17 protein-coding genes are annotated in these 18649 nt (G+C 64.8%); 5 read left to right on the top strand and 12 right to left on the bottom strand.

Annotation, left to right across the window (positions count from 1 at the left end; translation table 11 throughout):
• Positions 1-25: 25 nt before the first annotated feature.
• From lptG to BJF92_RS08840, 3 genes are all read right to left on the bottom strand, one after another.
• The gene (gene lptG / locus BJF92_RS08850) at positions 26-1108 is read right to left on the bottom strand and encodes an LPS export ABC transporter permease LptG (protein ID WP_075634398.1); all 1083 of its coding nucleotides are present in this window, start codon (positions 1106-1108) and stop codon (positions 26-28) included.
• Complete coding sequence (lptF, locus tag BJF92_RS08845; RefSeq protein WP_075634397.1) at positions 1105-2274, bottom strand: LPS export ABC transporter permease LptF; 1170 nt, start codon at positions 2272-2274, stop codon at positions 1105-1107. The genes lptG and lptF overlap by 4 nt, the downstream gene beginning before the upstream one ends.
• 195 nt (positions 2275-2469) lie before the next feature.
• A complete protein-coding gene (locus BJF92_RS08840; protein ID WP_075634396.1) occupies positions 2470-3246 on the bottom strand; it encodes a phosphatase PAP2 family protein in 777 nt (258 codons plus the stop codon).
• A 508-nt stretch (positions 3247-3754) separates the two neighbouring features.
• Between BJF92_RS08840 and BJF92_RS08835 the strand changes: the two genes are divergently transcribed.
• Both BJF92_RS08835 and BJF92_RS08830 read left to right on the top strand, forming a co-directional pair.
• Complete coding sequence (locus BJF92_RS08835; protein ID WP_075634395.1) at positions 3755-5254, top strand: leucyl aminopeptidase; 1500 nt, start codon at positions 3755-3757, stop codon at positions 5252-5254.
• Positions 5255-5303: 49 nt separating this feature from the next.
• Positions 5304-5753 (top strand): DNA polymerase III subunit chi, encoded by a 450-nt coding sequence (locus BJF92_RS08830; RefSeq protein WP_075634394.1) that lies wholly within the window; start codon positions 5304-5306, stop codon positions 5751-5753.
• Positions 5754-5842: 89 nt separating this feature from the next.
• On the opposite strand, the gene BJF92_RS08825 is transcribed toward BJF92_RS08830, so the two are convergent.
• Together BJF92_RS08825 and BJF92_RS08820 are read right to left on the bottom strand one after the other, a co-directional pair.
• On the bottom strand, positions 5843-6703 hold the full coding sequence (locus BJF92_RS08825; protein ID WP_075634393.1) for a M10 family metallopeptidase C-terminal domain-containing protein: 861 nt from the start codon (positions 6701-6703) through the stop codon (positions 5843-5845).
• A 188-nt stretch (positions 6704-6891) separates the two neighbouring features.
• On the bottom strand, positions 6892-7818 hold the full coding sequence (locus tag BJF92_RS08820; protein WP_075634392.1) for a Gfo/Idh/MocA family protein: 927 nt from the start codon (positions 7816-7818) through the stop codon (positions 6892-6894).
• A 245-nt stretch (positions 7819-8063) separates the two neighbouring features.
• On the opposite strand from BJF92_RS08820, the gene BJF92_RS08815 reads away from it, so the two are divergent.
• Entirely contained in the window at positions 8064-8906 is an 843-nt protein-coding gene (locus BJF92_RS08815; RefSeq protein ID WP_075634391.1) for a GNAT family N-acetyltransferase, read from the top strand.
• Positions 8907-9020: 114 nt separating this feature from the next.
• Here the strand turns inward: BJF92_RS08815 and BJF92_RS08810 are convergent, their stop codons facing one another.
• The 3 genes from BJF92_RS08810 to BJF92_RS08800 all read right to left on the bottom strand — a co-directional run bounded on the left by BJF92_RS08810 (position 9021) and on the right by BJF92_RS08800 (position 12875).
• Positions 9021-10877: an ABC-F family ATP-binding cassette domain-containing protein gene (locus BJF92_RS08810; RefSeq protein WP_075634390.1), complete on the bottom strand. Its 1857-nt coding sequence runs from the start codon at positions 10875-10877 to the stop codon at positions 9021-9023.
• Between the two features lie 206 nt (positions 10878-11083).
• Complete coding sequence (locus BJF92_RS08805) at positions 11084-12175, bottom strand: GGDEF domain-containing protein (protein WP_075634389.1); 1092 nt, start codon at positions 12173-12175, stop codon at positions 11084-11086.
• Positions 12176-12353: 178 nt separating this feature from the next.
• Complete coding sequence (locus tag BJF92_RS08800; RefSeq protein ID WP_075634480.1) at positions 12354-12875, bottom strand: DinB family protein; 522 nt, start codon at positions 12873-12875, stop codon at positions 12354-12356.
• A 150-nt stretch (positions 12876-13025) separates the two neighbouring features.
• On the opposite strand from BJF92_RS08800, the gene BJF92_RS08795 reads away from it, so the two are divergent.
• Together BJF92_RS08795 and ndk are read left to right on the top strand one after the other, a co-directional pair.
• A complete protein-coding gene (locus tag BJF92_RS08795; RefSeq protein ID WP_075634388.1) occupies positions 13026-13709 on the top strand; it encodes a glutathione S-transferase family protein in 684 nt (227 codons plus the stop codon).
• 132 nt (positions 13710-13841) lie between these two features.
• Positions 13842-14264 carry a nucleoside-diphosphate kinase gene (gene ndk / locus BJF92_RS08790; protein WP_075634387.1) on the top strand — a complete coding sequence of 141 codons (423 nt, stop codon included), beginning with the start codon at positions 13842-13844 and terminating at the stop codon, positions 14262-14264.
• Positions 14265-14707: 443 nt separating this feature from the next.
• Here ndk and BJF92_RS08785 read toward each other — a convergent pair whose 3' ends face one another.
• The 4 genes from BJF92_RS08785 to uvrC all read right to left on the bottom strand — a co-directional run bounded on the left by BJF92_RS08785 (position 14708) and on the right by uvrC (position 18404).
• Positions 14708-15214, bottom strand: coding sequence for a molybdenum cofactor biosynthesis protein MoaE (locus BJF92_RS08785; protein ID WP_075634386.1), 507 nt, complete (start codon positions 15212-15214; stop codon positions 14708-14710).
• A 6-nt stretch (positions 15215-15220) separates the two neighbouring features.
• Positions 15221-15481, bottom strand: a complete 261-nt coding sequence (moaD, locus tag BJF92_RS08780; RefSeq protein ID WP_075634385.1) for a molybdopterin converting factor subunit 1 — start codon at positions 15479-15481, stop codon at positions 15221-15223.
• Positions 15478-16098 carry a CDP-diacylglycerol--glycerol-3-phosphate 3-phosphatidyltransferase gene (pgsA, locus tag BJF92_RS08775; RefSeq protein ID WP_075634384.1) on the bottom strand — a complete coding sequence of 207 codons (621 nt, stop codon included), beginning with the start codon at positions 16096-16098 and terminating at the stop codon, positions 15478-15480. Before pgsA ends, moaD begins: the two co-directional genes overlap by 4 nt.
• 260 nt (positions 16099-16358) lie before the next feature.
• The gene (uvrC, locus tag BJF92_RS08770; protein WP_075634383.1) at positions 16359-18404 is read right to left on the bottom strand and encodes an excinuclease ABC subunit UvrC; all 2046 of its coding nucleotides are present in this window, start codon (positions 18402-18404) and stop codon (positions 16359-16361) included.
• Positions 18405-18649: the final 245 nt, after the last annotated feature.

Below are 18649 nucleotides of genomic sequence, written 5' to 3'. Positions count from 1 at the left end.
TGAACTTTACGGGTGGCGCCCGGCACTAGCCATCCTCCTGATGCAGTAGAATCGTCGAACCCAGAGCCATCGCGACGACGACGGGCAGCCAGGCTGCGACGAAGGGAGGAACGATGCCGCTGCTCCCGAATGCTTTGACGAGCACGGTGACGACATAAAGCACGAAGCCTGCCGCTATGCCACCGAGAATCACCGACCGGCTTTGGTTAAACCGGCTAAATTTCAACGATACGCTCGCCGCGATCAGCGTCATGGCGACCAGCAGGAGCGGCAGCGCCATCATGGCATGGAGCTGGGTTAACATTCCATTGACGGGAAAGCCGAAGGATTTGGCGATCTCGATCTTCCGCGGCAGCTCGAAAAACGGAATGCTGTCCGGCTTCGCCAGGGTTTCACGCACGAATTCCGGTTTCAGGTCGGTTTCCAGCCGTGCGGCGGCCATGCGCTTCGGCAAGACGCCATTGCGCGTTTCCAGAACGTCGTTCAGCAACCAGTAACCATTTTCAAGTGTTGCCGTGCGCGCGTCCTGGCGGAAGGCGATTCGACCCTGTGGATCGAAATGGATCACCGTGACGATGGAGAGCTGCCGGCCTTCGTCCTGCACCGCGCGCGCGCCGATGATGACGTCTTCATTGTTGTGGATCTGGCGCAGCCAGGGGATCGAGCGCGCATTGCGCGAGGAGGAGGAGCCCCATTCGGCCTCCATCTGCTCGGCCTTGGCGGCGCCCCAGGCGGCCAGCGGATTGAGCGTCCCGACGCTGGCCAGCCCGAAGAGCAGCGAGCCGACGACGAAGGGGCGCAGGAACTGCCATACCGAAACGCCGGCCGCGCGGGTCACCACCAGCTCGTAGCGCCGGTTGAGCGCGATCAGCGCCGTCATCCCGGCAAAGAGCGCGATGAAGGGCACGGTCTGCTGCAGGATCGTCGGCAGGCGCAGCGCTGTCATCAACAGGGCGCCGCGCACCGTATACCCCGGCAGATTGGCCATGCGGTTCGACAGTTCGCTGAAATCGATGATGAAGACGAGCGAGATGATGCCCAGAAGAAACCAGGCGATGGTGGCGATGTAGCGCCGGAAGAAATAGCGCTGGAGGGTCTTGGGCATCATGCGCCGGGCTCCTGCGGCGTGCGGCTCACCCGGCCGCGCAGGCGGGCCATCAGGCCGGCGGACTTGTCCTGCCAGGTGCGCGGCATGGTCAGCCGCTTGTTGCTCATCAGCTGCCGGATGCACAGCGCCGCCGTCAAAAGCGGAATGATGTACATCAGCGGCACGAAATACAGCGTGTCCTCCGCGCCGTTCGCGCTGTAGAAGGTCATCCAGCGGAAGAGGAGCGCCAGCATCAGCACCGTGGCGGTCGGATGCAGGCGGGCCTCGCGATGCGAGCGGGCGTCGCTGGCCACGACCAGCGAGATCAGCGCGAAGATGATGGGAAAGCTCCACTCCGTCAGCCGCCGGTTCAGCTCTGCGGTGAAGGTCAGCGGCTTGCGCTGAAATTGCTCATCCTCGGGATCGGGATGCAGCAGGTAGAAGAGGTCGCGGTCCTGGGCGCGCAGCGTGGCATTGCCGGCCTTGCGCGTCATTTCCGTCAGGTCGAAGGCATAGGAATCGAACTTGATGATCGAGACGCCGCCATCCGGCAGCTTGCGATGCACCTCGCCATCCTTCATCACCAGGGCCGAGCTCTTCTCGTCCACCGCGCCTTCGCGGGCATAATAGATGAATTCGACATTGGGATCGCGCGAATCGGCCACGAAGATGCCCGTCAGCACCCCTCCGCCCCGCCTTCCGCCGATCTGGATGTAGAGATTGTCGCCCACCCGGCGGAACGAGTTTTCCTGCACGATCGAGCCGAGCAGGTCCGCATTCGCGCTGGCGATCATCTCGCGCACCTTGTGGCGCGAGATCGGCTCGATGACGTTGTCGACGAAGAAGGACACGGCGCAGAGTGCTGCAGCCAGCATCAGCACCGGCCGCATGACGATGCCACGGCTGCCGCCGCCGGCCTCGATCACCGTCAGTTCCGAATCATTGTTCATGGTCGCCAGCGTCTGGGTGACGCCGATGGCGAGCGCGAAAGGCAGGACGAGCGGGATCACCGTCGGCAGGATCAGCGTCGCCAATTGCAGGAAGGCGCCGATCGACTGGCCGGTATCCGTCACAAGATTGATTCGCTGCAGCGCCTGCGTCGTCCAGATGATCCCGAGCACCGGCAGGAGCGCGGTGAGAAACATCTGGAAGACGCGCCGCAGGATATAGCGTTCGAGAATCGACATTCCGGCCTTAAACTATATCTGCCCGCATCATGCACGCAGGCCCGTCGCCGAACCCCTGTCCGATGCGCCGGGCAATGCTCCCAATGATGAGAAGGACACTCCGCCCCGGCCTCACGGCGTCATCACATTGCAACGCTCTACCCCGGATCGGGCGTGCGCTGCAACGAAGCCAGGTCACTCGCTCCCCAATTTTCCTTATTGGTGGCTTTTTGGTGACGGATGGACGGCTGCCGGGAGAGGCAGGCTGCGCATGGCCAGGCGCAGCAGGGCGAAGACCACGAGGGTTAGCAGGAAGCCCAGCAGGGCATCGGACGGGAAGTGCCGGCCGAAGGCGACGCGCATCCCGCTGGTCAGGACAGCGATGGCGATGACCGGCCGGGTAAGCCTGCGCCGCAGCGGCTCCGGAAGCAGAACGAGCGCGCAGACGAGCCAGGCGGCGCCGGAGGCTTCGCCCGACAGGAAGGAGCAATTGTCCGTGCAGGCCCCGCCAAAGCTTCCGGCCGGCATGAAGCTCATATTGCCGCCGAACAGTTCGGTCTGCATCGGCCGCGGCCGGCCGGAATAGGCCTTGAGAATGCCGTTGACGATCAGCCCCGGCCCGATTGCCATGGTGGCCAGCACGGTGATGGTATCGCGCAGATCGGCGATCGCCAGACGTCCGGGCCGCGCCAGAGCCCAGACCAGCCGCGCGACGACCGCCGCGGTGAGGATAAAGGGCAGATAGAACAGGATCTTGCGCAGGCTCTGCAGGAGACCGATATCCCCGAGCGGAAAACTGCCGCAGACAAGGCCCGCTTGGCTTCCCGCAGGACAAGCGCCATGGCTGAAGAACAGACCCTGGATCCACAGATCGATGCCAGGCTCCGCATGAAACAGCTCCAGCACAGCGACCCACAGGCAGAGAAGCGCCAGCGCCAAGACCAGGTCGCGATCCAGCCGGCGCACGAGGCTTGTCTCTGGGGAAATCGGCATCGGGGGGTGCGGATGGGACATGGGTCCGGTAAGGTTCCAGGCAGGCAAGGGGTTGGTCCGTTTCGCCGTGGCGGCACGCGCTGGCAAGTGGGCCCGGGGCGTGACATTTTGACGGTGACTTTAAGGATCAGACCCTATGTGATTCTGATCGAATTTTTGTGAAATGGCCGTCGTCTTGCGGAGATTTTTCGTAAGTCCGACGGCAGCTCGACAGCTTGCCGATGACGGTGGCAGCACTGGTGCGGCCCATGCCCGTGGGCGCCCTCGTGTCGCCCGGGCGCCTTGCGCAGCCGGAGCGGGGATGAAAAGCCCGATGCCGTCATTGCGGCGCGGGATTGTCGAGAGATTTTGAGGCGGCGATATCGCGCTCTTTCGCAAAGCGCGTGTCGCGCAAAACCGGTCATCGGTCTTGCGATCACGATAGGCGGCAAAACAAGGACTTGAAGCGCGGAAAGCGAATCGGAACGATCGCGACGCGCCTCATGCAGCAGAAGGACAAGGAAGACAAATGGCCCAGACGTTCCAATTCAGCTTTGCCGACAAGGCCGAGATCGGCGGCGGCACCGTGGTGTGCCTGATGGCGGCGGGCGGTGCGGCGGCGGCGTCCGCGACGGTCGATCCGGCCGGTGTCCTGGCGCGGGCCGGCGAGGCCATGAAGTTCAAGGCGCGCGCGCTCTCGGTCCTCGACATCGTCGCGCCGCAGGGCCTGGCCGCCGACCGGCTGATCGTGTTCGGAATGGGCGAGGCAGAGAAACTGACCGCGCATGACTGGCTGAAGGCCGGCGGCGCCGCCGCGGCCAAGCTCAAGCGGGCCGAGACCGTCACCGTCTTCCTCGATGCGCCGGGCCTTGCCGTCAGCGCCGAGGCGGCGGCAGATTTCGCGCTGGGCATGCAGATGAATGCCTATCGCTTCGACCGCTACAAGACGAAGAAGAAGGAGGATGACGAGGCGGGCGAGCCGACGGCGCCGACGGCCGTCACCATCGTCACCGCGCAGGCCACGGCGGCGGCTGAGGCTGCGACGGTGGCAAAGTCGGTCGCCGAGGGCGTGTTCCTGGCGCGCGATCTCGTCAACCTGCCGCCCAACGTGCTCGGCCCTGTTGAGTTCGCCGCCCGCGCTAAGGAGCTGGTCTCGCTCGGCGTGGATGTGGAGATCCTGACGGAAGCGGAGATGGCTCCGCTCGGCATGGGCGCGCTGCTTGGCGTCGCCCAGGGCTCGGCCCGTCCGCCCCGCCTCGTGATCCTGCGCTGGAATGGCGGCTCCGAGGGCGAGGCCCCGGTGGCCTTCATCGGCAAGGGCGTGGTGTTCGATTCGGGCGGCATCTCGATCAAGCCCGGCGCGGGCATGGAAGACATGAAGGGCGATATGGGCGGCGCGGCCGCCGTAACCGGCCTGATGCATGTGCTCGCCGCCCGCAAGGCGCGCGTCAACGCCATCGGCATTCTCGGCCTCGTGGAAAACATGCCCGACGGCAATGCCCAGCGTCCCGGCGATATCGTCACCTCGATGTCCGGTCAGACGATCGAGATCATCAACACCGATGCCGAGGGCCGGCTCGTGCTGTGCGATGCGCTCTGGTACTGCAACGAGCGCTTCAAGCCGAAGCTGATGATCAACCTGGCGACGCTGACCGGCGCCGTGATGGTCGCGCTCGGCCATCATCATGCCGGCCTGTTCTCCAATGACGATGCCCTGGCCGATCAGCTGCTCGATGCCGGGCGCGCCTCGCAGGAAAAGCTGTGGCGCCTGCCGTTAGCTCCCGAATATGACAAGATGATCGACAGCAAGTTCGCCGATATGAAGAACACCGGCGGGCGCTTCGGCGGGTCGATCACGGCGGCACAGTTCCTCAAGCGTTTCGTCAAGGACACGCCCTGGGCCCATCTCGACATCGCCGGGACAGCCATGGGCTCGCCGACCGACGAGATCAACCAGTCCTGGGGCTCGGGCTTCGGCGTGCGGCTGCTCGATGCCTTCGTGCGCGCCTCCTGCGAGACCAAGGCCTGAGTCGGCTCTGCCGGCTTGAAGCGATGAAGGAAGGGCGGCGCGTTTTCCCGTGACAGAGATCCTGTTCTACCATCTGACGGAATCGAAACTGGAGGATGCGCTGCCGCCGCTTCTGGAGAAAAGCCTGGAGCGCGGCTGGAAGGTCGTGCTCCAGCTCGCGGAGCCGCAGGAGTGCGAGCGCCTTGATGAGCACCTGTGGACCTACCGCGCCGAGAGCTTTCTGCCGCATGGGCTGGAAGACGGGCCGATGCCCGCGGATCAGCCAATTCTGCTGACATCAGGCGCGGGCAATGGCAATGGCGCCGACGTTCGCTTCGTGGCCGGCGGCGCCGAGCCGCCCCCGCTGGAGGGCTATCAGCGCGTCGTCATCATGTTCGATGGCTATGATGCGGGTCAGCTCGAGCGCGCCCGGGGGCAGTGGAAGCGCCTGAAGGAGGAGGGGCACGCGCTGACCTATTGGCAGCAGAACGCCGATGGCCGCTGGGTGAAGAAGGCGTGAGCCGTCAGTCCGGGAAGCGGCTATAGGCAGCCGCTTCGATTTTCAGCCTTGGCCTGGTGGCCCCGACGGAGCATTCCTGCTGTCAGCCGTTACAGGATGAAGTCGTAGCCGTGCAGCTTCAGCGGATCGTCCAGGCGGATGGTCATGTCGGCTTTGCGGTCGCCGTTCACATCGGCATAGATGAAGGTGTCGCCATCGCGGGTGATGGCGCGCAGCTCGCCGGCGTGGCCGGTGAAGCTCTTGCTGCCGATCCAGGTGAAATCCTGACTGCCGGCCTTGCGACTGTTCGCATCGATCAGGCTGAGATCGATATGATCGACCCGGACCTGGAAATCCGTAATGCGGTCGGGCGCGGTGGTGGTCGATTCCAGCCGTGACTTGTAGAGGAACGTATCGGCGCCGCGCCCGCCGGACAGCATGTCCGACCCCAACCCGCCCGAAAGAATGTCGTCTCCCTGCTTGCCGAAGAGCTTGTCGTGTCCGCCGAAGCCGAAGAGTCGGTCCGCGCCGGCATCGCCTGCCACCGTCTCGCTCTTGTCGGTTCCCTTGACGGTCTCGACGACATCGCGCAGATCGAAATTGAAGTAGCTGCTCGAGGTCTCGTTGCCGGCCGCATCGCGCGCGACGATTTCCACCTCGTAATAGAGCCAGCCCTCGCGGGAATGACCATCGGTTTCGTAGTCGAAGACCTTCTTGGTCACCAGTTGGTCGCCGGAAATCGAAAAGCCGTTCTGGATTTCTGAGGTGCTTTCGCCCATGCCGGAATAATAGGCGAGAACACGCGCCTGGTACCGAATTTCATAGGTCAGTCCAAGCCCGCTCGTTCCACCTGGGATCGGCGTGCCATCCCCCGGCTTGATCGGCGTCAGGGTGGCGAGAACGGTGCCAGCAGGTGTTTCTTCCAAAAATGGATGTGTGTCCGTCAGCCCGACGATATATCCCTGCGCCATTCCAAGCCCTCCCGCGCCCTGCGCTTTGCTGTGGGAGAGCCTTCCGGCTCCGATGGCTTCTGTCGGCATGAAACGACAAGCAGCCATGACCGACTGCCTGTGTCGGTCATGGCTGATCCTTTCAGCCGCAGAGCCAGCCGTCCGGCCTCCTCATCAGGGGCCGGCGCACTCCCTTCAGCAGGCTACAGTCAATCGAGGAAGGAGTCAGTAATTTTTCTCTTACCCAGCATGAACGAGTCGGCCACCAGCCGCAGCGGAGCCAGGTCCACGTCGGATTGGCCCGCGCGCACCAGGCTGGCGAAGCGGGCATAGAGCGAGGGATATTCCGCTTCGGGACCATGGTCCTCCTCGCGGCCGTCAATGGCAAGCTTCGATCCGCCATGGGACAAAAGCATGTGGCCGGCATCGGTTTCGGCGGTGATGTTCCAGCTCTGCGGCCCGGTCTGGCGCCAGTCGAATTCGCCCAGCGCCTCGACGCCGTCGGCATTGGAGAAATGGATCTCGGCGCCGATTGGCGCGTCGCGATTCTCCGGAAATTCCAGCGTGGCCTGGGTGACGAACAGCGGCTTGGGCATGATGTGGGTGACGATCGACAGCGCATTGATGCCAGGGTCGAACACACCGAGCCCGCCGGCTTCCCAGATCCAGGCCTGTCCCGGATGCCAGTGGCGCACGTCTTCCTTCCACTCGATCTTGAGGCTGCGGATGCGGGTGGAGGCGAGGAAGCGCTTGGCCGCTTCCACCGCCGGTGCATAGCGCGAATGCCAGCTGGCGAAGAGGGACACGCCCTTCTGCTCGGCCAGGGCCTTAAGATCCTCGACCTCGCTCAGGGTCGCGCCCGGCGGCTTTTCCAGAAACACATGCTTGCCGGCCGAAAGCGCGGCAACGGCGGCGGAATAGCGCACCTGCGGCGGCATGCAGAGCGAGACCGCCTGCAGCGCGGGCACAGCCTCCAGCATCGCCTCGATCGACGGAAAATTGTCGATGCCGTCCACCTTGCCGTGCCGGCTCGCGGCGCAAATCAGCTGGAAATCCGGGTTCTTGGCAATCGCCGGCAGGTGCTGGTCGCGCACGATCTTGCCGACGCCAACCACGGCGAGGGTAATGGGATCCATCGAGCTCCTCCAAAAGTATGATGAATGACGCTGTTGTGGCCTGAAACGCTGCGGCGGGCAAGCGGTGGGCAGCGTGATTTTTTGGGTCATTTCTTGGGATGCGGGCGACGGCACGCGGGCGAAGACGCATCGCCTTTGGCCCGCGCCTCTCTTTGCCCGGCCTGGCTGGCGCGTTACATCTCTGTGTGAAGAGCCTGCCACAGCCGGCGCGCCTGCCGCCCGCCGTTTTGAACAAGGAAGACCCCATGGCGCCGATCCTGCGCAATGCCCGACGCGACGAACTTGACACGATCATCGACTGGGCGGCGCGGGAGGGATGGAATCCGGGCCTTGCCGATGCGCCGGCCTTCTGGGCGGCGGATCCGCAGGGCTTCTTCGTGGCGGAGGAGGCGGGCGTGATGGCGGCGGCGCTGTCGGTGGTGCGCTTCGGCGAGGCCTATGCCTTTCTCGGCTTCTACATGGCCCATCCCGATTTTCGCGGGCAGGGCATCGGCTATGCGCTGTGGAATTACGCGCTGGCCACCGTCGGCGGGCGCACGGTCGGCCTCGATGGCGTCGTTGCCCAGCAGGACAATTACCGCCGCTCCGGCTTCGCCTACGCCCATGCCAATATCCGCTATGGCGGCGAGGTTTCGCTTGCCGAGCCCTCGGCCAAGGAACTGACGGAGGTGGCGCCGGTGCTGATGTCGGCCATCATCGATTACGATCAGCGCATCTGCGGCGCCCGGCGGGAAACCTTCCTCAAGGAATGGCTGAAGCCGTCGGACCAGCGGCTGAGCTTCGCCTATCTCAGGGGCACGGCCGTGGCCGGCTATGGCACCATCCGCGCCTGCCGCGAAGGCCACAAGATCGGCCCGCTCTTTGCCGATTCCGACACGGTGGCCGATCTCCTCTTCCGCAAGCTGGTGGCCTCGGCCGGCGGCGGGCTGGTCTTTCTCGATTGCCCCGAGCCCAATCCGGCCGCGCGCGACCTGTGCACGCGCTACAATCTCGTCAGCGTCTTCGAGACCGCGCGCATGTATCGCGGCCCGGCGCCGGACATGATGCTGCCCAGGGTCTACGGGATCACGACGTTTGAACTGGGGTAGAACATCGGACCGAAAAGTGGGAACCGGTTCTCGGAAAAATCTGATGCAAAAACAATAATCTAGAGCATCGCACTGAGGACTGTTTTCAGTCTGATGCTCAAAGGCCGGGATGGCCTATTCCAGCCCTTCCAGCTCCATCGACAAGGTCAGCCACTCCTCCTCGGCCGAGGCGAGCTTCTGGGCGGCGTTCACGCGGGCCTTGGCGAGGTCGCCGGCCCGGTTCGGGTCGCGGGCGTAGGTCTGGGGGTCGGCAAGCTCGGTGTCGATGCCCTTGATCAGCGTCTCGATCTTGCCGATCAGCACCTGCAGCTCGTCGGCGCGCTTCTTCATCACCACGGGATTGCCGCGTTTCTCGCGCGGTTTCTCCTCCTCGCGCGCCGCCTCCGCCTTGCTCTTCCTTGGCTTCGGCGCAGCGACGATCAGGCTGCGGTAATCCTCGAGATCGCCGTCATAGCTTGTCACCGTGCCGTCGCGCACCAGCCAGAGCCGGTCGGCCGTGGCCTCGATCAGATAGCGGTCGTGCGAGATCAGGATCACGGCGCCGGAATATTCGTTCAGCGCCTGGATCAGCGCATTGCGGCTGTCGATGTCCAGATGGTTGGTCGGCTCGTCGAGGATCAGCAGGTTCGGCGCGTCGAAGGCGGCGAGCCCCATCAACAGCCGCGCTTTCTCGCCGCCGGACAGATCCTTGGCCGGCGTTTCCATCTTCGCGGTGGCGAGACCCATCTGTGCCACGCGGGCGCGCACCTTGGCCTCCGGCGCGCCGATCATCCGCCGGCGGACATGCTCGACCGCATTGTCCTGGGGAACGAGATCGTCGAGCTGGTGCTGGGCGAAGAAGCCGATCTTCAGTCCCGGCGCGGTCTTCACCGAACCGGCCATGGCCTCCAGCCGCCCGGAAATGAACTTGGCGAAGGTCGACTTGCCGTTGCCGTTCGAGCCCAGCAGCGCGATGCGGTCATCGGTGTCGATGCGCAGGTTGAGGCGCGAGAGGATCGGCTTGCCCGGCTCGTAGCCGACGGCGCCGCTTTCGACCGCGATGATCGGCGAGGCGGCTTCCTTTTCCGGATCCGGGAAGGAGAAGCCCTGCACATGATCCTCGATCACGGCGGCCACGGTTCCCATGCGTTCCAGCGCCTTCACCCGGCTCTGCGCCTGGCGTGCCTTGGTCGCCTTGGCCTTGAACCGGTCGATGAAGCTCTGCAGATGCTTGCGCTGCGCCTCGTTCTTGGCGCGCGCCTTGTTCTGCAGCTCGATCGCCTCGGCGCGCTGGCGCTCGAACTGGTCGTAGGAGCCGCGATAGAAGGTCAGCTTCTGGTGTTCCAGATGGATGATCGAATTGACGGCCGTGTTCAGCAGGTCGCGGTCGTGGCTGATGACGATGACGGTGTGCGGATAGCGGCGGATATAGTCTTCCAGCCAGAGCGTGCCTTCCAGGTCGAGATAGTTGGTCGGCTCGTCGAGAAGCAGGAGGTCGGGTTCGGAGAAGAGAACGGCGGCGAGTGCCACGCGCATCCGCCAGCCGCCCGAGAAGGAGGAGGTCGGGCGCAGCTGCGCCTCATGGTCGAAGCCGAGGCCGGACAGGATGCTGGCGGCGCGCGCCTCGGCCGAATGGGCGCCGATATCGGCCAGCCGTGTCTGGATCTCGGCGATGCGGTTGGGATCGGTGGCGCTGCGCGCCTCCGTCATCAGCGCCTCGCGCTCCTTGTCGGCCTTGAGCACGATCTCGATCAGCGGCTCTTCGGTCCCCGGCGCTTCCTGCGCCACCTGGCCGATACGGGCATTGCGGGGGATGGAGACGAAGCCGGTCTCGCTGTCCATCTGGCCGGTGATGATGCGAAACAGCGTGGACTTGCCAGCGCCGTTGCGGCCGACGAGGCCGGCCTTGGTGCCGTCGGGCAGGGCGAGATGGGCGCCATCGATCAGAAGGCGGCCGGCGATACGGGCGGAGAGATTGCTGATCGTGATCATGTCGGCCTTTTGGCCGAATCGCGCGGCCAAGACAAGACCGGGACCAAGACAACAAGGCAGCCAAGACAAGGCTTATACCAAGCGCCGCGACCAGCATGCCAGGATCGCCGGCGCTTGGGTTGTGGGTGGCGATCCGAATGCCGCCGCCACTGGACAAAGGCTTAGGGTCAGGACCCTAGGCCCGGCCGCCTTGGCCCCCTGAAGCCTCAGGCGGTGGTGCGCACGATATGCGGCGCATAGGTCCGGATCAGGCTGGCGCTGAGCGCGGGCGTGCAGGCCATGATGCCGCCGGGCGTATCGACGCGGACATTGCGCAGCGCCACTTCCGCCTGGGCGAGGAGATGGGTGGCGTGCTGCGCATGGGCGCTGACCGCCAGCCCGCCCGTCACCGTCAGGAAGGCGGCACCGGGTTGCTCGGGCAGAACCTGCATCGCCTCGATCCGCTCCTTGATCCGGGCGGCGATCGACAGCGCATTGGCCTCCGTCACGTTGAAGACGACCAGGGCGAAAATGTCGGTGGCGTTGCGGGCGATGAAGTCGTCGCGCTTGATCGTGTCGCGCAGACAGCCGCCGATCTGGCGCAGCACCTTTTCGGCCGCCGGACGGCCCGCCTTGAGTGCGATGGTGCGCAGGCCGCCGACGGAAAGCAGCACCAGCGCGGCGGACCGGCGTTGCGCCTCGTGCTCGAACAGCGAGGCGAGCTTGACGCTCAGCGCCATGCGGTTCGGCAGGCCGGTCAGGCTGTCGCGCAGCGCCATGCGGCGGGCTTCCGAGATGCCGGTGTTGAAGGCATCGAGCGCCTGGGCGGTCTCGTTGAGCGCCGTGGCGACCCGCTCCTCCTTCTCGCGCAGCTGCGCGACCATGCGGCGCAGCGCGCGGGTCTCGTCGGCGAATTCCGACATGCCGGCGATCGGGTCGCGGTCCAGCCGGTCGAGAAAGCGGTGGAGCTGCTGGCCGAGCTGGTCGCGCACGGTCAGGCTGTCATTGAGCGGCTGCTCGAGCGCTTCGATGGTCTGCGCCGCCTGAGCGCGGGTGGCGTCCATGACCAGCGAGAGATGGCCGGCGAGCTTGTGGCGCATGCCGATCTCGTCCAGATGCGCCTGCGACGGTTGATGGCCGAGCGCGAGGATCTCCTGCGCCAGATCCGGGTGCTCCCCGGACATGGCTTCGAAGATCAGCTCGTAATTGCGCGGGAACGGCGTGATTTTCAGCTGTGCCAGGATCTGGCCAACCTTGACGACTGCGGAGTGCGGCGCGCTCCTGTTCACCTCTTCCGTATCGAATGCGCTGGCGGTCATCGGTTTCTGGCCCCACTTATGCGATGTCCTCAATCAAGCGGATCTTAATGCGCCAAGCTTGGCTCAAGGTTGCCGCATCGCAGCGCAGCATGACGGCGGTTGTGCCGCCGCCGGGGCCTCATCAAAAAAACACGTCGCCGCGACGAGACGAAAGCATGGGCCGCGCGGCGCTCGGCCCTTACCCCTCGCCGACCAGCGACGCCTGTTCCGGAAGGCTGAGGAAATAGGCGATATCCAGGACGAGGCTCGGGCGACCGAGCGCCGTCAGCGTGGCATGAGCCTGTCCGCGATGATGCGTCTGATGGTTGAACAGATGGATCAGCAGCGGCCAGATGCGCTGGGTGATCGGCTGGGGCATGGAGAGCGGCTGATAGGTGATCTCCCTGCCGAAATCCGCATCCTCAAGGGCTTCGACATAATCGATCAACCGCCGGTCCTCGATCTTGCGGGCCGCCGCGAGCGGGGCAAGGGCGTCATAGGGCAGGGCTCTCAGGCTGGTCGGCGCCGCGCCTTGTCCGGTCAGCCGGTAGAGCCAGACCCGGTCGGTGATCAGCAGATGGCTGAGCGTGCCGTGGAGCGCGCCGAAGAAGGCGCCCTTGTCGGTGTGATAGGCGTCGTCGTCGAGCGCCTGCGCGGCCTCGTAGAGCCGTTCATTGGCCCACGCATTATAGGCGGCGAGTAGGCGAAATTGCTGTTTCATGGGGATGGTCTCTCTCAAACCGTAAAGGCTGTCAGCATAGGCGAGCGGGCAATCGATGCCTCTGATGACGTCCATGATATTTCTTGATTAGACGCTTCCCGCCGCATCTGATGATGTCGCGACCGGACAGCCCTATCGGAGCACAGCTGCATGACACGCATTCTCTACGGTCTCTGCGGGCGCGATGCCGGCAGGCCTTTTTCGCCGCATGTATGGAAAACGATGATGGCGATGGCGCATAAGGGGCTGGATTATCGTCTGGAGCCCGTGCCCTTCACTGCCGTGCCCGAAATCGAAGGTGGCGCGACCAGGACGGTGCCCTACCTCGCCGATGGCGCCAAGCGCATCGTCGACAGCTTCGCCATCGCCGCCTATCTCGATCAGGCCTATCCCGATAAGCCCTCGCTGTTTGCCGGCGCCGAAGGGCCGGCACGGCTGGTCGAAAGCTGGTCGCAGACCGTGCTGCATCCGGCCATTGCGCGCATGGCGCTCCTCGACATTCATGGTCTCCTGGCCGAAAAGGACCAGGCCTATTTCCGCGAGAGCCGCGAGCGCGCCTTCGGCCGGACGCTGGAAGAGGTGGCGGCCGAGGGCGAGGGGGAGCGGACGGCCTTTGCCGGCCGGCTCGAGCCCCTGCGCCGGACGCTTGGCTACCAGCCCTTCATCGGCGGCCAGACACCGCTCTTTGCCGACTATATCGTCTTCGGCGCGCTGCAATGGCTGCGGATTGCCGGCGGCCCCGTGCCGCTTGAGGCCGGGGATCCGGTGGCCCTCTGGTTCGAGCGCTGCCTGGACCTCCATGACGGCCTGGGCCGCTCGGTGCCGGCCGCCTGATCGGCGCGCCATCCCGCCGCCGGCGCCAGAGGCGCCCGAATTGCCGCATACCTGCGCGCGCAGGCCCCCTTGTCTTGCGGCGCGAGCCTCGCTAAGGAACCTCAGCCCACGGAAACCTCAAGGGATAGGCAAATGGCGGTTGAACGCACCTTTTCGATGATCAAGCCGGACGCGACCAAGCGCAACCTGACCGGCGCGATCACCAAGATGATCGAGGACGCCGGCCTGCGCGTCGTTGCTTCCAAGCGCGTCTGGATGAGCCAGCGCGAAGCCGAAGGCTTCTACGCCGTTCACAAGGATCGCCCCTTCTTCGGCGAACTGGTTGCCGGCATGACCTCGGGCCCGACCATCGTTCAGGTTCTGGAAGGCGAAAACGCCATCCTGAAGAACCGCGAGATCATGGGCGCGACCAACCCGGCAAATGCGGACGAAGGCACGATCCGCAAGACCCATGCGCTGTCGATCGGCGAAAACTCGGTTCACGGCTCTGACGCCCCGGAAACCGCTGCCCAGGAAATCAAGTACTGGTTCGCCGACACCGAAATCGTCGGTTGATAGGGTCGCTGCGGTCGGTTCGGACGAGAACCTGACGGCATATCCCAGCATGATGCAGCCGGGGCCTCGCGCTCCGGCTGTTTTCGTTTGGTGCGCCATTCATACGGTTTCCGGTCTGATCAACCGGAAACCGTATGAAAGATCGCGGCATTCGCTATCGAAGCGTGTGGAATTTCACGCTCATCCTCCAAATGGGGGATGTGCGCAGCGGAATGCCCAGCCATGCTTTGGCGGCAGTGGGAGCAACGATGTGCATTCTGGGGCTTTAATGGCGTTCCTTGATGTCCGCGTTCCATGCTCGGCGGAAGCTTCGCGCATAGGCTGGCGCGCGCGAAGCTTCCGCTTTGCCGCTGCCGTCCTCTGCGACTGTATCCGGTAGACATTTAGCCGGTAGGGTGGCGGCCTCTGTTCTTTCCGCCCGGTGAATTGGCGCGCGATCGATCTCAGCGAAGCCAGCGGGCGCAGGCGCTGTCGTCGGCATCCTTGGCGCTCACCCAGTCGCCTCTCGCACCGTCCACGCGATGTTCCTTCTTCCAGAAGGGCGCGCCGGTCTTGAGAAAATCCATGATGAAATTCGCGCCGTCGAAGGCGGCCTTGCGATGCGCCGAGGCGGTGACGACGAGCACGATCGGCGCGCCTGGCGCTATTTTCCCATAACGATGGATTGCGGTCGCGCCCTGCAGGCCGAAGCGGGTGATCGCGTCTAGGCAGATCCGGCGGATCTCGGCTTCGGCCATGCCCGGATAATGTTCGAGCTCCAGCGCCGCGAGCGCGCCGCCCTCATCGCGGCAGAGGCCGGAAAAACTGACCAGGGCACCGATATCGCTGCGGCCATGGCTGAGGGCGGCGATTTCGGCGGCTGTGTCGAAGCTCTCGGCCTGAACCCGCACGGTCAGCGGAATGCTCGCCGCCGGAAAGGCCGGCTTGTCGCGCGCGGCATCGGCATCCATCGGGCCTCAGCCTCCCGTCATCGGCGGAAACAGCGCGATCTCGCGCGCCGCGCCCAGCGGCTCGTCATGATCGACATGTTCCTGGTCGATGGCGACGCGGATCACATTCTCATGTTCGAGGGCGCTGGCATGATCCTCGCTCAGCCCCTTGAGGTGGCGGATGAGATCGCCTGCGGTCAGCACCGTATCGGGCAGTTCGATGCGCTCCTCGCCCCGGCCGATCCGCTCCCGCACCCAGGAAAAATAGACGAGATCCACGGTTCTCATTCGTCCACCACATGTTTCAGGCCGGCGCGGAAATAGTCATAGCCGGTATAGAGCGTGATCGCGGCGGCGACCCACAGCAGGATGATGCCGATCTGGGTGGTGTTCGGCAAGAGCGCACTGTTTGCGGCATCATAAGGCAGAACCGTATCGCCCGCCGGTCCGGCCAGCAGAAAGGCGATGGCCAGCATCTGCAGCGTGGTCTTCCACTTGGCGATGCGGGTCACCGGCACGCTCACCTTCAGGGCCGCCAGATATTCCCGCAGGCCCGAGACCAGGATCTCGCGGCAGAGAATGATGATCGCGGCCCAGATCGACCAGCCGGCAATGGTGCCGTCGGCGGCCACCAGGAGCAGCACCGAGGCGACCAGCAGCTTGTCGGCGATCGGGTCCAGCATACGGCCGATATTGGAGGTCTGGTTCCAGATGCGCGCGAGATAGCCGTCGAAGAAATCGGTGATCGAGGCGACAGCGAACAGCGCAAGCGCCATCCAGCGGGCGAAATTGGGGCTGGACAGCTTCCCCTCGACGAAGAAGCACAGGACGATCAGCGGCACCGCCAGGATGCGCCCGTAGGTCAGGAGATTGGGGATCGAATAGGCAAGCTTGGTGGTGCGCATGGGAATGGGGGTATCTATCATGGCTATCGGCCCGAGAGTGGAAGGCGCGGAACTGCGGGTCAATCAGTACCTGCCATTTCGTCATCCCTATGACAGTTGCCCGGTAAATGACGGTGAAGATGCGCCCTGCCTCTGTCGCAGCCGGGCTTTCTGTCTCATCCCTGACCCTTTCCACCCGGCGGCGCAAGCCCTTTAAATTCTTGCCCGACCACCTTGCCGTGAAGCGATCGCGCCCCACGCCCGCTTCTGCCCGGCAGGGCTCAGCGCGCGCCGTCCTCATGGAAATGATCGTAGACCTGGCGGGCCACCGCCTCGGAAATGCCCTCCACCGCCATCAGGTCGTTGATGCCGGCGCGCGAGACGGCCTTGGCCGTGCCGAAATGATGGAGGAGTGCACGCTTGCGGGTCGGGCCGATGCCGGCGATCTCGTCGAGCGGGTTCTTGACCATTTCCTTCTTGCGCCGCGCCCTGTGCGAGCCGATGGCGAAGCGGTGGGCCTCGTCGCGCAGGCGCTGGATGAAATAGAGCACGGGATCGCGCGGCGGCAGGGTGAAGCCCTCGCGCGCCGGCGGGAAGAACCGCTCGCGCCCGGCATCGCGGTCCACGCCCTTGGCCACGCCGATGGCGACCACGCAATCCTCGATGTCGAGCTCCTTCAGGATGGCCCTGACCGCCGTCATCTGGCCCTGGCCGCCATCGATCAGGATCACGTCGGGCCAGGCGGGGAAGGGCGCGTCCTCGGAGGGTTCGGCCGTGCGGTCCGGCTTTCCCTCCTCCTTCAGCAGGCGGGAGAAACGCCGGGTCATCACCTCGCGCATCATGCCGAAATCGTCGCCGGGGGTGATGTCTGTCGATTTGATGTTGAACTTGCGGTACTGGCCCTTCACGAAGCCTTCCGGCCCCGCCACCACCATGCCGCCCACCGCATTGGTGCCCATGATATGAGAGTTGTCGTAGATCTCGATGCGCCGGGGCACGCGTTCCAGGCCGAAGGTCTGGGCGAAGCCGTCGAGCAGGCGCGCCTGCGAGGCGGTTTCCGCCAGCTTGCGCCCATGGGCCTCGCGGGCATTGGCCACCGCATGGTCCACCAGATCCTTCTTCTCGCCGCGCTGGGGCACCTGGATCGCGATCCTGTGGCCGGACTTTTCCGAAAGCGCCTCGCCCAGCAGCTCCTGCTCCTCCACGCCTTCGCACAGCAGCACCTGCCGCGGGCAGGGCTTGTCGTCATAGAACTGGGCGAGGAAGGCCGCCAGCACCTCGGCCGGCGTCAGCGACGGATCGGCCTTGGGGAAATAGGCCCGGTTGCCCCAGTTCTGGCCGGTCCGGAAGAAGAAGACCTGAATACAGGACACGCCGCCTTCGTGATGGATGGCGAAGACGTCCGCCTCGTCCACCCCGGCGGGATTGATGCCCTGATGGGACTGCACATGAGACAGTGCTGCCAGCCTGTCGCGATAAAGCGCGGCGCGCTCGAAGTCGAGGTCTTCTGAGGCCGCGGTCATGGCCGTGGCGATCTGCGCCTTCACCGCCTGGCTGCGACCGGAGAGGAAGGCCTTGGCCTCGTCCACCAGCCCGGCATAGTCGGCATCGGAAATCTCATGCGTGCAAGGCGCGGCGCAGCGCTTGATCTGGTGCAGCAGGCAGGGCCGCGTGCGGCTCTCGAAGACGCTGTCGGTGCAGGTGCGCAGGAGGAAGGCGCGCTGCAGCGAATTGATCGTGCGCCCCACCGCGCCGGCCGAGGCGAAGGGGCCGAAATAATCGCCCTTGCGGCTGCGCGCGCCGCGATGCTTGTAAAGTGCTGCGGCGCGGCTGTCGCCGGTCAGCAGAATATAGGGGAAGGACTTGTCGTCGCGTAAGAGCACGTTGAAGCGCGGGCGCAGCCGCTTGATCAGATTGGCCTCGAGCAGAAGCGCCTCGATCTCGGTGCGGGTGGTGACGAATTCCATATGCGCGGTTTCGCGCACCATCCGGGCGATGCGGTTGGAGTGGCCGCGCCCCTGGGCATAGTTGCTCACCCGCTTCTTCAGGCTGCGCGCCTTGCCGACATAGAGCACGTCGCCCGCTTCATTGAACATGCGGTAGACGCCAGGGCTGTTGGGCAGGCGCTTGACGAACTCGCCGATCAGCGCGGCGCCGCGCAGGCCGTTCTCCTGCGAGCCGCCCTCTATCCATTCGATCGCCGGCAACAGGCGCGCGCTGTCCTCGCCACCTTCCGCGCTACCGTCCACTTCGTCCAGAAGTTCGTCATCGTCTCGCGCGTTCTCGTCATAGAGAATGCCGCCATCGATGGGCTGTCGCCCGCTCATGCCCTGTCTCCGATCATCGGCGGACGTGCCCTGAAAGCAGCTGTCCACGCGGGGCCGCTTCGGCCCGAATCTGGTCTGAGCCGTTTATATAGGAATAAAATCGGGCAAGGGGGAGACGGGCCTCAAGCTTCCGCTCCGGCGGGCCTGCGGGCGGGCGGACCGGCGAAAGATTGCGGAAGTCTTAAGGGAAAGCGCGCAAGGCCCGCCATTTTTGCAAGAAAGTCTTCATTTTCGATGTGATTGAA

Source organism: Xaviernesmea rhizosphaerae (genome assembly GCF_001938945.1).
GTDB lineage: Bacteria > Pseudomonadota > Alphaproteobacteria > Rhizobiales > Rhizobiaceae > Xaviernesmea > Xaviernesmea rhizosphaerae.
This window is presented reverse-complemented; position numbering and strand designations above follow the sequence as displayed.

What these genes read in the sequence shown, in the direction of transcription:
- lptG (WP_075634398.1), bottom strand. Translation starts at nt 1,108, where the DNA reads ATGATGCCCAAGACCCTCCAGCGCTATTTCTTCCGGCGCTACATCGCC.
- lptF (WP_075634397.1), bottom strand. Translation starts at nt 2,274, where the DNA reads ATGTCGATTCTCGAACGCTATATCCTGCGGCGCGTCTTCCAGATGTTT.
- BJF92_RS08840 (WP_075634396.1), bottom strand. Translation starts at nt 3,246, where the DNA reads ATGCCGATTTCCCCAGAGACAAGCCTCGTGCGCCGGCTGGATCGCGAC.
- BJF92_RS08835 (WP_075634395.1), top strand. Translation starts at nt 3,755, where the DNA reads ATGGCCCAGACGTTCCAATTCAGCTTTGCCGACAAGGCCGAGATCGGC.
- BJF92_RS08825 (WP_075634393.1), bottom strand. Translation starts at nt 6,703, where the DNA reads ATGGCGCAGGGATATATCGTCGGGCTGACGGACACACATCCATTTTTG.
- BJF92_RS08820 (WP_075634392.1), bottom strand. Translation starts at nt 7,818, where the DNA reads ATGGATCCCATTACCCTCGCCGTGGTTGGCGTCGGCAAGATCGTGCGC.
- BJF92_RS08815 (WP_075634391.1), top strand. Translation starts at nt 8,064, where the DNA reads ATGGCGCCGATCCTGCGCAATGCCCGACGCGACGAACTTGACACGATC.
- BJF92_RS08810 (WP_075634390.1), bottom strand. Translation starts at nt 10,877, where the DNA reads ATGATCACGATCAGCAATCTCTCCGCCCGTATCGCCGGCCGCCTTCTG.
- BJF92_RS08805 (WP_075634389.1), bottom strand. Translation starts at nt 12,175, where the DNA reads ATGACCGCCAGCGCATTCGATACGGAAGAGGTGAACAGGAGCGCGCCG.
- BJF92_RS08800 (WP_075634480.1), bottom strand. Translation starts at nt 12,875, where the DNA reads ATGAAACAGCAATTTCGCCTACTCGCCGCCTATAATGCGTGGGCCAAT.
- BJF92_RS08795 (WP_075634388.1), top strand. Translation starts at nt 13,026, where the DNA reads ATGACACGCATTCTCTACGGTCTCTGCGGGCGCGATGCCGGCAGGCCT.
- ndk (WP_075634387.1), top strand. Translation starts at nt 13,842, where the DNA reads ATGGCGGTTGAACGCACCTTTTCGATGATCAAGCCGGACGCGACCAAG.
- BJF92_RS08785 (WP_075634386.1), bottom strand. Translation starts at nt 15,214, where the DNA reads ATGGATGCCGATGCCGCGCGCGACAAGCCGGCCTTTCCGGCGGCGAGC.
- moaD (WP_075634385.1), bottom strand. Translation starts at nt 15,481, where the DNA reads ATGAGAACCGTGGATCTCGTCTATTTTTCCTGGGTGCGGGAGCGGATC.
- pgsA (WP_075634384.1), bottom strand. Translation starts at nt 16,098, where the DNA reads ATGCGCACCACCAAGCTTGCCTATTCGATCCCCAATCTCCTGACCTAC.
- uvrC (WP_075634383.1), bottom strand. Translation starts at nt 18,404, where the DNA reads ATGAGCGGGCGACAGCCCATCGATGGCGGCATTCTCTATGACGAGAAC.